This is a genomic window from Marinobacter psychrophilus, from assembly GCF_001043175.1.
In the GTDB taxonomy this organism is placed as follows: domain Bacteria; phylum Pseudomonadota; class Gammaproteobacteria; order Pseudomonadales; family Oleiphilaceae; genus Marinobacter; species Marinobacter psychrophilus.
This window is the reverse complement of record NZ_CP011494.1, coordinates 2,307,231-2,322,471: the sequence shown is the minus strand read 5'-3', so window position 1 is coordinate 2,322,471 and position 15,241 is coordinate 2,307,231. Positions and strand designations below refer to the sequence as shown.

At 46.6% G+C, this 15,241-nt stretch carries 10 protein-coding genes; 5 read left to right on the top strand and 5 right to left on the bottom strand.

The features are described 5' to 3' along the window. Positions 1 to 102 precede the first annotated feature (102 nt). From ABA45_RS10375 to ABA45_RS10360, 4 genes are all read left to right on the top strand, one after another. The gene (locus ABA45_RS10375) at positions 103 to 1,242 is read left to right on the top strand and encodes a glycosyltransferase family 4 protein (RefSeq protein ID WP_048385904.1); all 1,140 of its coding nucleotides are present in this window, start codon (positions 103 to 105) and stop codon (positions 1,240 to 1,242) included. A gap of 60 nt (positions 1,243 to 1,302) precedes the next feature. Next, positions 1,303 to 2,244 (top strand): glycosyltransferase family 2 protein, encoded by a 942-nt coding sequence (locus ABA45_RS18305; protein ID WP_053076169.1) that lies wholly within the window; start codon positions 1,303 to 1,305, stop codon positions 2,242 to 2,244. 105 nt (positions 2,245 to 2,349) lie between these two features. Then, a complete protein-coding gene (locus ABA45_RS10365) occupies positions 2,350 to 3,294 on the top strand; it encodes a glycosyltransferase family 2 protein (RefSeq protein WP_048385902.1) in 945 nt (314 codons plus the stop codon). A 699-nt stretch (positions 3,295 to 3,993) separates the two neighbouring features. Beyond that, a complete protein-coding gene (locus tag ABA45_RS10360) occupies positions 3,994 to 5,127 on the top strand; it encodes a hypothetical protein (protein ID WP_048385900.1) in 1,134 nt (377 codons plus the stop codon). 717 nt (positions 5,128 to 5,844) lie between these two features. On the opposite strand, the gene ABA45_RS10350 is transcribed toward ABA45_RS10360, so the two are convergent. The 5 genes from ABA45_RS10350 to ABA45_RS10330 form a co-directional block, all read right to left on the bottom strand. Then, a complete protein-coding gene (locus ABA45_RS10350) occupies positions 5,845 to 6,285 on the bottom strand; it encodes a glycosyltransferase (RefSeq protein WP_053076168.1) in 441 nt (146 codons plus the stop codon). A 387-nt stretch (positions 6,286 to 6,672) separates the two neighbouring features. Beyond that, positions 6,673 to 8,034 carry a phenylacetate--CoA ligase family protein gene (locus tag ABA45_RS10345; protein WP_048385895.1) on the bottom strand — a complete coding sequence of 454 codons (1,362 nt, stop codon included), beginning with the start codon at positions 8,032 to 8,034 and terminating at the stop codon, positions 6,673 to 6,675. Further along, positions 8,031 to 8,657, bottom strand: a complete 627-nt coding sequence (locus ABA45_RS10340; protein WP_048385893.1) for an acyltransferase — start codon at positions 8,655 to 8,657, stop codon at positions 8,031 to 8,033. Before ABA45_RS10340 ends, ABA45_RS10345 begins: the two co-directional genes overlap by 4 nt. Next, positions 8,654 to 11,245 carry an RIFT barrel domain-containing protein gene (locus ABA45_RS18300; RefSeq protein WP_053076167.1) on the bottom strand — a complete coding sequence of 864 codons (2,592 nt, stop codon included), beginning with the start codon at positions 11,243 to 11,245 and terminating at the stop codon, positions 8,654 to 8,656. The genes ABA45_RS10340 and ABA45_RS18300 overlap by 4 nt, the downstream gene beginning before the upstream one ends. Before the next feature lie 98 nt (positions 11,246 to 11,343). After that, positions 11,344 to 12,792 (bottom strand): lipopolysaccharide biosynthesis protein, encoded by a 1,449-nt coding sequence (locus tag ABA45_RS10330; RefSeq protein ID WP_048385892.1) that lies wholly within the window; start codon positions 12,790 to 12,792, stop codon positions 11,344 to 11,346. A gap of 421 nt (positions 12,793 to 13,213) precedes the next feature. On the opposite strand from ABA45_RS10330, the gene ABA45_RS10325 reads away from it, so the two are divergent. Next, complete coding sequence (locus ABA45_RS10325; RefSeq protein ID WP_048385890.1) at positions 13,214 to 15,166, top strand: acyltransferase family protein; 1,953 nt, start codon at positions 13,214 to 13,216, stop codon at positions 15,164 to 15,166. Positions 15,167 to 15,241: the final 75 nt, after the last annotated feature.

Below are 15,241 nucleotides of genomic sequence, written 5' to 3'. Positions count from 1 at the left end.
TGTTATCGTGAATCTAGTTAGCCTTTTCACAAGCGGGATCATGGAGTCGCGCTTGTAATCGAGTAAGGGGTGTGGGAAAAATTTTCAGGGAGTAATTAAAAAATGCGTAAGATTCTGTTGGTCAGCGAGATATTTCCTCCTACCCACGGTGGAAGTGGGCGCTGGTTCTGGGAAATTTACAGTCGCTTTTCGGTCGGCAATGTAGCTTGCCTGGTGGGCGAACACCCAAATGCCACGGTAATCGACTCTACTTTCCCTCACCCCATACAACGCTTCGCTCTGAGCAGTTCCGAATGGGGATTGCGTTCATTTTCTGGATTGCGTTATTACCTGAAGGTATGGAACAGGCTTCGGAAACTTGTAAAAAGCGAAGGTATTACGCAGATACACTGTGGGCGTATTCTGCCAGAGGGGCTGGCGGCAATGCTCATCAAGCTGACCCATGGAGTACCATATACCTGCTATGTTCATGGTGAAGATGTAGAAGTGGCTTTGACCAGCCGTGAACTGAAGCTTCTAACGCGGCTGGTAATGCAGCGCGTCGAGCGGATTGTAGCGAATAGCCAGAACAGTCGTCGTATTCTCACGGAGAAGTGGCACTTACCTGAACACAAAGTCGTGGTCATGACGCCGGGAGTGGATGTGGATAAGTTTACTCCGTCTCCCAGCAGCCAGCCTCTCCAGAAATGGGTTGGCAAGCGGGTTGTTCTTACGGTGGGGCGACTGCAGCAACGCAAGGGCCAAGATATGATGATCCGCGCCTTGCCAGCGTTAGAAGCCCAGTTTCCCGATTTGTATTACTGCATTGTTGGTGATGGTGCAGAGCGAGAGCCGCTGGCCAGATTAGCTACCGAGCTGGGTGTTTCTCACATGGTTGAGTTTGTGGGGGAGATTGATGATGCGGAAATGGTAGAACACTACCGGCATTGTGATCTGTTCGCACTACCCAACCGTCGTATCGGTAATGATGATGAAGGCTTCGGAATGGTTCTTCTGGAGGCTCAGGCCTGTGGGCGCCCGGTGCTCGCCGGGGATGCCGGTGGCACAGGTGAAACGCTTGTAGCTGAAAAAACAGGAGTTATTGTTGACTGCACTGAACCTGAACCTTTAGTAAAAGCAGTTAAGGCTTTGCTTAGTGATATGCCACGTATTGATAATATGGGAAGCAACGGCCGTGTTCATATGGAACAAAATTTTAGTTGGGATAAGCTGGCAGAAAAGGCGATAGAGTTATTTCAGTAAGGCGTGTAATGATAACGGGCAATACTACAGTTGGTTTAGTAAGAGAGAGGAAGATAAACTTTGAAGGAATCAATTTCGGTAGCAATTCCTGTCTTTAATCGAGCTGACTGGATTGGCAAGACACTAGAACATATTTTTTCGCAGAGCGTCCCTGTTGATGAAGTTGTTCTTTGTGATGACGGATCCACAGATGATTTAGAGCAGGCGATCCAAGACTATAGAAGCAGGATCAAAGTTATTCGAATTGAGAACAGTGGCCCTGCTATTGCTCGCAAGACAGCTATCGAGCACAGTAATGGTGACTGGATAGCGTTATGCGACAGCGATGATTTCTGGTGTCCAAACCACCTCGAAAACTTTCTAAACTCTCGAACTCAATTTCCAGAAAGTAATCTTTATTTTTCGAACTTTTCAACCTCGGACAAGCCGGAGCAGACCAAGTTTGAGTTCGCTCCGGAGGGTTGGTTTAAACGCCTCACTGGTGAGCCGTGGGAAGGCACCAAGCTTTTCTACCAAGTTCAGAACCCTTTCTTGGAAACCCTATTAGAGTTTCAAGCTTGCTTTCAATCCTGCCTAATATTCCGTCGAGATGTTTACCAGGCCGCAGGGGGCATAAATGACTGTGTCTCCCGTTGGGCATCGGAAGACTTCCATCTTACAGCAAGGTTGGCTGCGTTTGCGGACGCGGTTGTTTGTACCGAAAAAACGGTTTTGATTAACAAGCATGAAGGCAACTTTTCTTCCGAATATGTCAGAAATTTAGAGGGTGAGGTCCGCATACTACAAGATATTCGTGATCGCAAACTGGTGCCTGACTCATTGATGAAAGTGATTGCGGAGCAACTAAATCATTTTTCAGTTCGGTTATTTCGATCCTACTATTGGACATCGCAAAATAAAAAAGCGGTGCAGTTGGCAAGGAATATTCCCTTAAAAAATCTTGGCACCCGAGACCGAATACGATTTTTAGTTGCATTCGTACGTGGAGTTTTGGGTTTGTAATTTGTGAGATTTTTCAAAATGATCAATTTTTTTACAAGTCTTGTTGCCTTCTGAAATAAACAGGCCAAAACTACGCAGAAGTATAGGGAAAAGTGAGCTGCATAGATGGGAAATGTTCAACTTATTAGCGTAATAATGCCGGCATTTAATGCAGAGAGTTTTATTGCTGACAGTATTGAATCCGTTCTTGCTCAAAGTTTCTCTAATTTTGAACTATTAGTGATAGACGATGGCTCTACTGACGGCACCGCGAGCATTATAGATTGGTTTGTGAGTAAAGATCCTCGAGTATTTTCCTTGAATAACATGAGAACAAAGGGTGTTAGTGGAGCGAGAAATACAGGGATATCAGAGGCTAGAGGGGCCTGGGTTGCATTCCTTGATAGTGATGATATTTGGTTTCCAGGCACTCTTGAACAGAGAGTTTTTGTAGTCAATAGATACCCAAACTGCGATGTCATTACCTCTGATTACAACATTTGGTTTCCGGATAATGACGATGCGGAGGTCTCGATAAGTTCCGTTAATCCAGTTTGGGCGAAATATTTTTCGGCGAGCAACAAAAGCGGCGAATCATTTGAAATGTTCAAACCAATTGGGGCCTTTATTGAATCGGCGCTTACTCATACATCAGTTATTATGATTAAGACTGAACTTTTGCGGTCTCTAGACGGGTTTGATGAGTCTCTTTATACTTATGAGGATGTTTTTCTTTGGCTTAAATTATCAGCATACTCGGATTGCATCGTTTACATCCCAGTTGTAGGTTCACGGTATAGACAAAGAATAGGCAGCTTGACTCATTCGGGAGATCCTGAAACGAAAGGTGCAGTGGATGTTTTTCGAAAACTTCTAAATGACCCAGCTTTCCAAGGGCACAGGGCTATTTTAAAGAGTGAGATCCGCCATCACCTGGTATTAAATACTTACTGGTATCGAAATAATGGACATAAGCTCAAGGCCATTAGGTCTGCTTTGGCGAGCTTTGTTGCTGCGCCTTGGAATCAAGAAACTTTAAAAAATCTGGTTGCCAGTCTACTTTTCAGGTGATTTTTTAGGAATATAATGGCGGGCTAGCTTACGAAATGAAAACGGGGACCGCCGATGACTCACTCGAAATAGTTGGCGCTGGTAGCTGGCCTACGCCGAAAACTCACGGATCTCGTTGTTATGATTTTTTACAGCGAAAGCAGACTGCTCAACGGTTCTCTGGGAATAATCATTATCCCTTAATCTTCGCAACCATTTAGAGCTGTTTCGTAACGTTCAGTGGAACATGCAAACAAAACGCATCGCTGGATTTTACAAAGAAATGACCAATCGGTGGGTACTAATTTTTTTGAACTGATACATGGCATGGCTTGCAAAGTTGGTGCAAACTGTATCCAACCGGTTAGGTATTCTTGTCGCGCTGCTACGGGGATTTACTATGGCTAGTACACCAAGGGTGAAGTTTTTTTTGGTTAGTGAATGGTTAGTCGAAGGTGTTTGGTGAATATTGAGGCGAAGCTTAAATTGATAGCGGTTCTTCGAATTAAGTGAGTTGCGAGGTTGCAGGAAGAGTTGAGGAGCGAGACTGTGACGTTCTCGATAGGGGCGGCTGTTCGAAGAAGCGGGCCAAGTGCTTTTAGTGGAGCTGCATCAGGTGAAACTCTTCTGAGTTCTCGGCGACTAGCTTGCAGATTCATGAATTACCAAACGAAAAATCGGTATTAATGGCCGTTTTAAGTTATTAGTATGAGGAATGTTATGAATTATCATCGGCATTTTGTATTAGTAAGCGCAGCTCTTATCTGTCTTGGGATCGCTTCAAAATCGACTGGGGAAATCCTTTTCGAGGAAACGTTTGATTCTCAACCCGACTTTACCAGCACGATGCATACAACAAGTCAGCCTCAGTTTGCTAATCTCGGAGCCGTCATTCCTGATGGCTGGTATGGGTTGTACCAGAGCACTTGGTGGTCTCCAGAAAAAGGATTGCCATTTAAGCATGCCTCGATGGAAATCTTGGCCAGCAATATCGAAAAGACGCGCAACGGCACTGGAAAGGCTATGGTTAACTGGCGTGAGTCCTACGTAACTGGAGGTGGTTATGCGTTTAACAGCGATAGCCAGCTTATTAAATATTTGGGACAGGAATACGACGAGCTGTATGTAGAGTTCTGGATTGCGTTTTCTCCGAACTGGTGGCAGCGAACCGTGGGGAACGAAGCAAACTGGCAATCAAAGATATTTCGGGTCGGTAGTTGGTCTCAATCTGGAGATATCGAATCCGGCATCAATGGTGACATCGGTCCGCTGTATCTTTGGGACTACAAAAAAGATGCCTATGGTGTGAGGAACTTCTTCTCCGTGCGGGGTGGCCCTTGGGGTGCGAATTATGCTTTTCCAAGCGGGTCCTACACAAGTGAGCAATCTCTAAATTATACAAGTAGCACGAAAGGAATGGCCGTTGGCGGTGGTGATCCTCAAGTGCTGGATCAGGTTAGTGGTGGTTTTCTGGCTAATTTCGGTGGCGCAACAAGTCATGACCAAGTGTTCGGCGCTGCGGGGCATTGGACGAAGATGGGTTTTCATGTCAAGAAAAACAGCGCAATTGGCGCGGCGGACGGAACGCTAAGTGTGTTTATAAACGATGAGCGCATTGTACACAGGACCAATATTCCTTGGGTAGAGGATAACGGTACGGGGGTGCATCCAGGTTGGAATTACTTTGCCATTGGTGGCAATGACTACTTTGCACCGTTTCCGAACAAAGACCAGTTTGAAGACTGGTACTCCATTGATGACATCGTTGTAAGATCTGACTTACCGACTGATTTATCTACCGGAGTTAAACTAGGCTACGAGCCAATGCCTCCAGGAAATCTTGAAGTGAAGTAAACACCCGGCTATCAAAGGTTGTAATAACACTGGCTTGCATTTTTTTGGTCGAAACTGATCAGTGTTGATGTTCTCGCAAAACTCCGGTCAAGTTGCTAAAAACGATTGTGTACTTTTCAGGATAATATAAAAATGTGTTTATTTGTACCATCTAGTGAAATTCATGCGTAATCCCTAACTGGGTGACTAGGTTGGCAGAGGAGAATGACAGACTTCACAATTGGAGTTTTTTTTTCATTATATTCACGAAGCTTTTATAAAGACCTATAACTCGGGCAGATATATAGGTTAAGTCTAGCAAGTAAATTGAGGGAAGATTGCGTAGATTGCTAAGTAAATATTTAGATCTGTGTAATCTTTTTATTGATAGTACAACCGGGATGATTAGCGTGATAGTCAAAGAAGTAATAAAACCTACTGGGTTATTTAGGATGAGACACGAAACCATCGTTGCGATACTGAAAAAAAATGTGATCACCAAATAGAATGTTGGATCTCTCACTGAGTCAGATAAGTTTTGGAAGTAGTTTTCGGAGTGCCATATTTGGCGGGTGAAGAAGTGGCTAATTTTTATGGGGTTTCCTAAATGAATCACATTTAGTTCAGTGGTCATTATCACTTGATATTCTTTTTTCTTTAGGGATACTGTGAGTTTAGTATCTTCGCCAGACGTTATCTTTTCATCGAAACCACCTACTGAAAAAAAATCGTTTTTGTTCATAATAATGCATCCACCAAGGAGGTCTTTAGGCGGTTACCTGTTTTAAGTAGCCATGCTTTTTCTAACCAAAAAGGCTTTGGCCTGAGGTCGTAACCTCCCCCGCAAACAGTATTGCCATTTTTTATTAACCCGGCACCAGTCGTTAGCCAATTCCCATGAGCTATGCAGTCAGCGTCGATAAAAGCTAGCACCGACCCTTGCGCGCGAGCGGCGCCTGCATTTCTCACAGCGCCAACCGGACCAGTTTTTTTATCAATAGTAATTATTTTAAAATTTTCCGCAATTTTTTTTGTCCCGTCCGTAGAGTTGTTGTTCACTAATATTATTTCATACTTATCGGAAGGATAGTCTTGGTTTATAAGTGAGGTTAAGCATTGTGATAAATACTTTTCTTCGTTATGGGCGGGTACAATAACGCTAATAAAATCAAGGCTCATTTTTTTCACTTATTTAGTTATGAATTTTTTGTTCTAATGTGTTTGTGATAAATTTGGCTCATGATATATGTAAGTCGAATGGTGTTTCAAAAATATTTTTCTTTAATTTCAATATCCTGACTGATCATGTGCGTAAATCCCCATACGATAAATTGTTTAACTTTTTTTACGTGGCTAAAAAAACACATATTCTCGAAAGCGTCGAAGTGTTCCAGGTAGCTCATGAGGCCGCTTCCAAAAGGTGTTTAGTATCCACCGGGATTAATGTCACAAAAAATTATTCGTATAGATTATGACCAAAGTAGCGCTTTCCGAAGCAAATTTTTGAATTTACCGTTGGAATCTCGGGGTATTGAATCGACGTCACTTAGAAAAGTGTCTATTATCTTATTGGTAGAGATTCTGAATGACCATTTTATATTTACCGTTGGATTCTGGGGGTATGCCGTCGACGTACTCAACTTTGATTTTAAGCGATTCCCCTAACATCTTTCTGAGCTCCCAAATCATAAAATCCTCAGATTTTGGATTGAAATCTGGTTTTTTTACAAGCTTAACAATGACAGCGCCAGGTACGTTCTGAATAATTTGAGCGTTTTTAATCCCTTCCAGATATTCGAATGCAATCGCGATTGCTGCAGTTGGCGCTTGACGCCCTTCGTTGATGACTACAGCGCCGACTTTGCCATGGAGTTCTTTTAAAGCGAAGGTCTCGCGTCCGCAGAGGCATGACTCTTCGGCTATCACTCCGAGATCGCCTATTCTGTATCGAATCAAAGGCATTGCATCGTTTAGTAAAGTCGTTGCGATAAGCTCGCCTGTACCAGTTGGAGTAATTTCTCCAGACTCTGTTAGTACTTCAATTATTCCATACTCCGGCTCTATATGCATTGTGCCGTGTTCGCACTCTGATGCGAAGACAACCGATTCTGCGGATCCGTACTGGTCAAAAACTCGGCAGTTAAAAGCACGTTCTATTACGCCTCGGTGGTGTTTAGATAAATTTTCGGAACTTGTACTGATGCCGGTGGGCGTGTATGAAAGTGTTAGCGAGTTATTAAGAATGTGCTCGGCGATGCGATAGATGCTAAATGGATAGCCTTCAATAACCTTAGGTTTGAACGTGTTCAGCTTCTCTATATAGTGCGGGAGATTAGCCTCTTCCATATGGTAAGACGAAAACAGAAGCTGTCTATCGGTGATATTGTATCGCCAAAACGGGGGCAGGTTATTGTCAGGTTCCTGTAACTTTCGTCCTACGAAAGAAGCTTTACGGTCTCCAATATTGAAATCCATATTGTCATAGAACAGCTGCCAGAAAGAGTAGGTTTTCTGCCGTGTCGTCTTCGAGATGTACACTTTCAGGGGGCTCGCGGAGCTTCCCCCGGTATAGAGCGCTAACAGGTTTTTGACATCGAATTCGCTCGATACGAATTGCTCGGTGTTGTTGGCGACTTGCTGCCGGTCTAACAGCGGGAAGTCAGAGAGTTTCGGCTGTGCAGAGCACAAGTGCTGATAGGCAGGTACATTTTTTGTTGCGCTAGCGAGAGTGGCCTCCAGAAGTTTTTTTTGAAGGAGCTTGTTTTCTTGAAGTTTAACAAGCTTGTTGTTTCTGAGGTGCTTCAGGAAAGCGCCATATTCCCCTTCGTATCGCCTTTTATGTTCCATATATCCGTAGACGCTCACCATTAGATTCTGGAGCCATACGGGAGAAGATAAGTAGAGTCGCTCGGGTAGGTGACTTTTCATCCTACGGTTCCTTGTTGAGTTTGGCTACTATCTACAAAACGGTTTCGGATGGTCCTTGAGGGGTTGCCTGCGAGTATGTCGCCCTCTTTATTCGCGGATTTACTCAATACACTCCCCGCAGCGACGATGCAGCCATCGGCCACCGTTGCCATAATCACTGCACTATTACCAACCCAGCAGTCAGCACCGATCCGTATTTTTTCAAAGGCACCGCCTTGGTCCTGAATGGGCTTTTGAGCGTCTTGGAATTCATGCTGACGACTTCCGCTCAGGATATGGACGCCACTGCCGATCAGCGTGTTTTCTCCGATAGAACACATACCGATATTGCACTGCGGTCCGATATACACCCCCTTGGCGATACTGGTATTGCGGTGGGACAGAATAGTCAAAAAGCCTACTGAGATTTCGTCAGTCGTGGCCGGGCAGGCCAGGCGATAAAAAGCCGCCCGGAGGTAAGTCCCGACTTTACCGGGTATCAGGCTTAGCGCTTGTGAGAACGACATAAACGTACCGTCAATGTCTCCCACCATACTTAAAGCGCGATACAACGCGTAAACCGGCCATATCAACACCAAAAAAGCATTTTTAATAGAACGTTTGGTGATTTGACGTGCAGTCATTTTTTATCCCGCCGCGTATCCAGCCAAGCTTTTTCTTTCGCAATATTCAAATGCTTGATGCTGCAAACCATTCGGCCTGCGATTCTGCCAATGAGCTCACGCCAAGTAAGCTTTAAAGGCTTCGACCCAATCAATTTGGGACTTTTTAGCGCCGCGTTGTGGTTTGCCGGGATCGCAGCTAGGTGAGGGCCATAATTCTGCATCAGAATTATCAGTATTCTCGCAAAGTGACGCTCTTCGCTGACCTTTAATGTGTCACATACCTGTTTGAGCCACTCCTGAGCGGTGCTCATAAGGCTGTCTGCCTCTGGCTGGCTGACTAATTCCGCGGCTTGAAATATCAGCATGGCTTTGCGAATGTCCTGCGCAACCCAGGTGTGATTGGCGAACTCAAGCTGAGCTGTATCGGCTAGAAATGGGCGTTCGTTTTGCTGCATCCAATTTGTGTAAGCAAGAAGGGATGCAGTGGCAAACTGATAGGATTCATCAAGTTGGTTACGGGCTCGTTTTTCCTGCAAATAGCGAGCTATCGACGATAGCAAAATTAGATAAGACCATCCGGTTTCAACATTTAAAAGATCTCTGTTAGCAATGTTGTCTTTCGGGTGAATGGTGTTTTTGATAACGTCTTCCGCTCGAGTAAGCCAATCGTTTTCAGGCTCAAGAATAGATGCATCAATAAGCGCTGTCAGGTAGTTGCCAGTACCACGGGTGAACGGGTAGCTGTGCGTGGTTACCGTGTTGCCTCTAGCCAAGGCTCTGATGCGAGGGAGTTCACGATTTTTCAACGTGAGTACCGATTCCAGTAACCCACCAGACCCTTCATGGCTCGTCACCATCCACTGGGCTAATTCCAGTGTAGCGGTTTTTGAGGCTTTACTGCCTGTTAGCAGATAGTGGTACATCAAACCGGTGGTGTAACAGTGCTCTGCTGCCGGGCCGCCGCCGGTTTGCCCTGGGGTGGAGCTGGTATCGTTACGACGTGTGAACGTTCGATGCGTGGCTGTTTGTGCGTCCAGGTAGTGGTCTGTATGCCAGAGCAGGCCGTTGTTATATTCGCCGCGATCTTGATCGGTATGGTAAATGTCGATGTCGGTGACGTGCTGAGCAAGGTCATCCATCAACTCAAACCAGCGTTTGTCGCCACTCATGGCAAACTGTCGGGCGAAGCCGAATATCGCATCGTACTGGTTGTTGTAATGGGAGATGAACGGTGCATCGTCTTCGGCCTGGTAAAGCGTTTCATGGTCGGCAAAGATATCGCCAAAGTTGCGCCAACCAAATTCGTCGATCACTTCTCTTTTGGCAAAGAAGTTAGAGCTTCCGTCCACACCTTCTGTGAGGAGCTGGTCGAGTGCGTCCGGCTGCGTGTTGGCCTTAAACCACGGGAAGGCGCTGGTGCGCTCGTAGCATTCTGGCGTGAGGACCGGCACAAGAGGCGTATAGGCTGTGGTAACTATATTGCTGTTTGAGCCGTGCGCCATGATGCAGCGGAGGGTTTTGCGTTCACCGCCTTGCAGTTCGTAGGTCTTTTTGAAATCTTTTGGAAATAGACCAACTGTAAGTTTGTTGTCTTTTTTGCGCAGGCTGGTTGGGAAGTTTTGCCAAAAGCCCGGAACGGCTAAATCGAGTGTTCCGCCATCATACTCAATGCTGATTAGTGGGTTAGCGCGCTTGCCTTCTTGTACTAGGTCGTTCGGATTAGCGAGCCGGTAGCCACAGAATTGTGTGGTTATTTCACCGTTCGCATCGACATGGTTGCGGCTTTGCCAGTTTTCGCCGCCGCTGGAATCTTGGTAGAGGTTGAAATCGACGAGTTGAACCATTTTTGGTTCTTTATCGGTCGCTTGCGGCGTTACTTGCGCCAGGCACTTTGCTGGTAGTGTTGTTTCTATCGCCAGCTCTCGAAAGTACACCGAGCCAGTGTCGCCTAAGTCCCACAAACCGCCCGGATGTCGGGCACGTTTTGGGTTGTGAGTGGTTAGCTCCACATGAATGAGCCCAGTCTCCAGAAAAATTCTGAGTCCACATTCAAATCGCGCCAGCGGCTCATTGTTTTGCTTTACCCATTGGCCCTTTAACGTTGCTGCGACAAAAACGGGGCCTTTATGCATGATTTCCCAACTGACATCGGCTTCAGCAGTGCAGGGCAGGCCTGCTTCATCGTGGAGTGTTACGGTCGATGGCGTGCCTGGGTTATTTTGTTGGGTGACTTGCCAACTAAGACTGTTAGAAACTAGAACCACGCTACCTGTTGAGGTGCGGATGACGCAGCCTTCTGAAGCTTGCTCAATAGCAGGCGCATGGCTGGTGTTGTCGTTCGGGTTTTGCGGCTTTGCCAGTTCTAGATCTTTTATTTGGCCGGAATCTAGGCTGATCAGAAAACTGGTGTGAACCCAGCGAAGGCTGCCGTCTGGCCAGTGTGCAAGGGGCTCAATTTGAACATTGATAGGCTCCTGGTCGTGCATGAACGCAAGTTGGTGAATGGCCTGCACGCCGCCTTTTGGCAGCGGAATACCTAGTCCCACGGGCTCTTTAATACGAGCGGTGCCGTCTTTTTCTTCTAGCCGAATGGTTATTTTTTCCATAAATCTGACTACTGCCTAACGTCCTGTGTATTGCATAGAATAGTCTGCCAGAAGAGCAACATAAAGCCACATTTTGCCATGTTATAGCTTCTGCATTCTCATTTTCCACGAGCCTGTTTTACTAGATAGCGAAGTTGCCCCCATTCTTCTGTTCCCTTAAGTAGGAACAAACTAATAATGCAAATGCTGAGTGCGGCTGTTATGACGTGCAGTGTGCCAAGTAGTAAAAATTGCACTAAGTAATGACTGCTCGAGAGATCTAATGACTGTGTAGCGACAACGGCTAACAGCGTTCCTGTGAGCGTTGGAATGCACAGGAAAATAAGCTTGAATAACGAGAACTTCGTTTGCTGCGCAAGAATGAGCAATAGTGCAGCGGTGGTTGCAACTGATAGCCAGCCACGAACCCATGCCATGATTTCTAGGCCACCTGTCGCGGTTAGCCAGAGGATAACGATGATCGCGACAGTCGACACAACATCGAAACAGAACAATAATTTAACCTTGCCCTGGGCGATAATGGCGTCACTCACTAGGGCAAACAGGCAGAACGTGAAGAAAAATAGCCCGAATGGTTTTAGTAGAGGGCCATATTCAGACCAGTCCGGGCCAAGCAGCACACGGATAATGAGTTCCGGATACAGCATGATAAAGGCGGTTACGGGTGTAAGTACGGTTATCATCAGCGCCAAGCTCAAGCGTATTCGGTAAGCAAGAGCCTGGCGATCCGCTTTACTTTCGGAAATGGCTGCGAGCAAAGGCTCGCTCATAGGAATAATAGCCGACAGAGCAGGTAACAGGCTGACCTCTCGCACGAGATTGTAACCACCTAGTTGGGCCGTTCCAAACAGCCGAGACACCATCAGATTGTCGATTTGCGAGCGTGTGAACCCGACGATGCCCCGTAAAAGCAACCATTGAGAGAAGTGCCACTGCTGACGAAAGTGGACGAGTGTCCAGCGGGGGCGGAAGCTATGAACGCGGTAAGATCCAATGGTGAATACTATGCCGGAAACCAAAGTCCCCGCGATGATTGCCCAGTAGCTGGGGCTGGTGATTGCCCAGAGGACGACAACTATAAAAGAGAGCCCCTTCTGCCAGAGCGTCAGCTGGAACAATGGGCTGTAATTTATCTCGCGCGCCAGCAGCATCATGCCTGGGCTCTTTAGTGCCCGGACCGGGAGTGTGATTGCCGCGACGGCTAATGCTTTTGTGAGCTCAGGCGTTTCGAAGAAATCAGCGAGGAAGGGCGCAAAAACTAGAATCACAACGAACATCGTGGACTTGATGACGATGTCCATGCTCCAGGCGGTGTTGAGGTCTGCATCGGTTACTTCGGGTTTTTGAATAATGTACTGTTGATTTCCAATTTCCACCAAAAGCTCAAAGAACTGCAGAGCGATGATGACAAGGGCTACCACACCGAAGTGCTCAGGTAGCAGCAGGCGGGCCAGTACCAAAGTGCTGACAATGCCAAGGCCGCGCTGCACGACTTGCATGCCAAGCAGCAGGCTGCCACTTTTGAGAACTCTCAAGCTGGTCGTCATGATTTAGCTAGTCCGGATGAACCAATTATTAACGCCATCACCCGTTATCTGGTAGTAAGAGTTTGCTAACTTGAACCATTTGACGAGCTACCCTTTCAAGTGAACCTTCGCATTTAGGCAGCGCTTACATTTTATTAGCGCCGGACTGAATATCAAACAATAGGATACTGTGTATTTCGTCTACATAAAACTCAAATCCGAGTGATGTGAGAGTAAGCCGTCTGATATAATTTTGATGTGAAAAAAATAGCGCGCAAAGCTCTATGTTAAAGGTGATTATCAATAACCACCGGCCGGAATTGAGTTGTAAGTGTATGCCGTAATCTGAAAAGATAGTGCTCGATAAAAAAATGGCGACACCAGTTTCATCGCGGTTGCGCGATCTAGAATAACTCGAAACATGGACTTCACAGAGAGAACAATGCCAAAAAAACTAACCTACCTTCCTCAGCTTGATGGCTTGCGTGCTTTGGCTGTTTTGGCTGTCGTTATTTTTCATTCCCGGACTGATTGGCTATCAGGCGGCTTTGTTGGCGTGGATGTTTTCTTTGTTCTTTCGGGCTTCCTGATTACCCAGATGGTGGTCGGGAGCCTGGAAGCGGGAAGATTTTCTTACGTAGATTTTATCGCAGGGCGTGTTAGGCGCCTTTTCCCAGCCTATCTTGCGATGGTAAGCGCCTGTTTGGCGGCAGCGCCTTTCATTCTTTTGCCGGCTGAGTTCGAACGCCTCGCGGAGACAGCTTTAGCTTCTTTATTTTTTCTCTCCAACATCTTTTTCTATCAGAATCTAGGGTATTTTGATGCTGCGGCTGAGCAGCAAATTTTACTGCACACTTGGTCATTGGCGGTTGAGTGGCAATTCTATTTGATATTTCCTACCGTTCTTTGGCTGGCCTTTCGGTTTACTGGCAGGGTGCTCATTACGTTGTTACTTCTCGGCGTAACGAGTTTAGCCTTGAATCTAGTCATGACCCCTCAAGACGCGCAGTTCACCTTCTTTATGTTTCCTGCGAGGGCTTGGGAGCTAATCGCTGGGGGGCTTTTGGGTCTGGCGTACATGAATGGAGCCTTTCGGGGAAGAGAGCGACATGTCTTCACGGCAGCAGGACTGCTTCTTCTGGTAGCGGCATTTGTTTTCTTTGATAAGTCAACGCTGTTTCCCGGCGTTGCTGCGATCGTTCCTGTGCTTGCGACTGTCATTCTGGTTTATAACATAACCCAGGCTGAAACAGGCTTGCTGACGTCATGTCTTTCTTGGCGCCCCCTTGTGATGATCGGAAAGATGTCCTATTCCCTTTACCTTTGGCACTGGCCGGTCTTGCTCTACGCCCGCTTTTACTTCGGTGATGAACTGACACTTTTCCAATTACTGCTTTGCTGGGCGGTTACAGTCGTGCTTTCTTACGGCTCTTGGCGATGGATTGAATCCAGATTGCGTGGGCATCGCTGGTTGGCGGGCAAGTGGCGAGGTTATATCGGTGCCGTCGTCATGTCTGTGCCCGTCGCGGTGAGTGCCGGCATGATCATGTTGCATGATGGATACGAAAAACGTTTGCCAGAGGCCGCTCAGAGTCTGATAGCTATTAAAAAATGGCCGGACTTCGGTAGCTGTGTGACGAAATACGATAAAGATCACTATTATAATTGTATTCTTGGTCCTGAAGGGAAGCCAGCGACAACTCTAGTGTGGGGGGACTCTCACGCGCAAACATTGATATGGGCAATCAACAGTATTGCCGAACGGCGAGGGGCTGCTGTTCGCCATGTAACCAAGGGTGGCTGCCCCCCCATTTTTTATGGGGTGCCAGTTTCTGCAAATATTGACAAGGTAGCGTGTCTTGAATCGCAGAGGTCAGCAAAACAAATTATCGAGTCTGACCCGACCATCAACACAGTTCTTGTCGCCGCCCGATGGCCTTTATACCAACTAACGACCCTGACATTGACGGAAAATCAATCAAGCAATAAATTTGGTGATGCGTTACTGGCTACGGTTCGCCAGCTTCTGGGGCTAGGGCTCAATGTTGTCATCGTGGACAGCTTGCCAGAACCGGGTTTCGATGTTGCAAATGTCCTCGCACGAAGGGCGTTAATCGGTCAGCAGTCGATCGATACTTTTGTAGATGGTAGACCACCTTTCCAAAGCTTGAAGGTACTTGAGGGTATAGAAAGTCCTAAACTACGACTCATTCGTCTGAATAGTACCCTTTGCCCCGACGGCGACTGTCCACTCTGGGAAAAAAGTGAAATACGTTATTTTGACAGTGATCATCTTGCGAAAGCCGGAGCCCAAATGCTCATCGATTATATTGATAAGGTCATCGTTTTGGAGCCTGTCGGGCTCGGTAGTGAGAATGTTGTTGGTTTAGAGTGACAGGGTAGCAATTACTCATTGATTTGAGGCGCTCTCCAGCTGGATCGAGCGCCTCTCTGTAATATTGATCTTTAA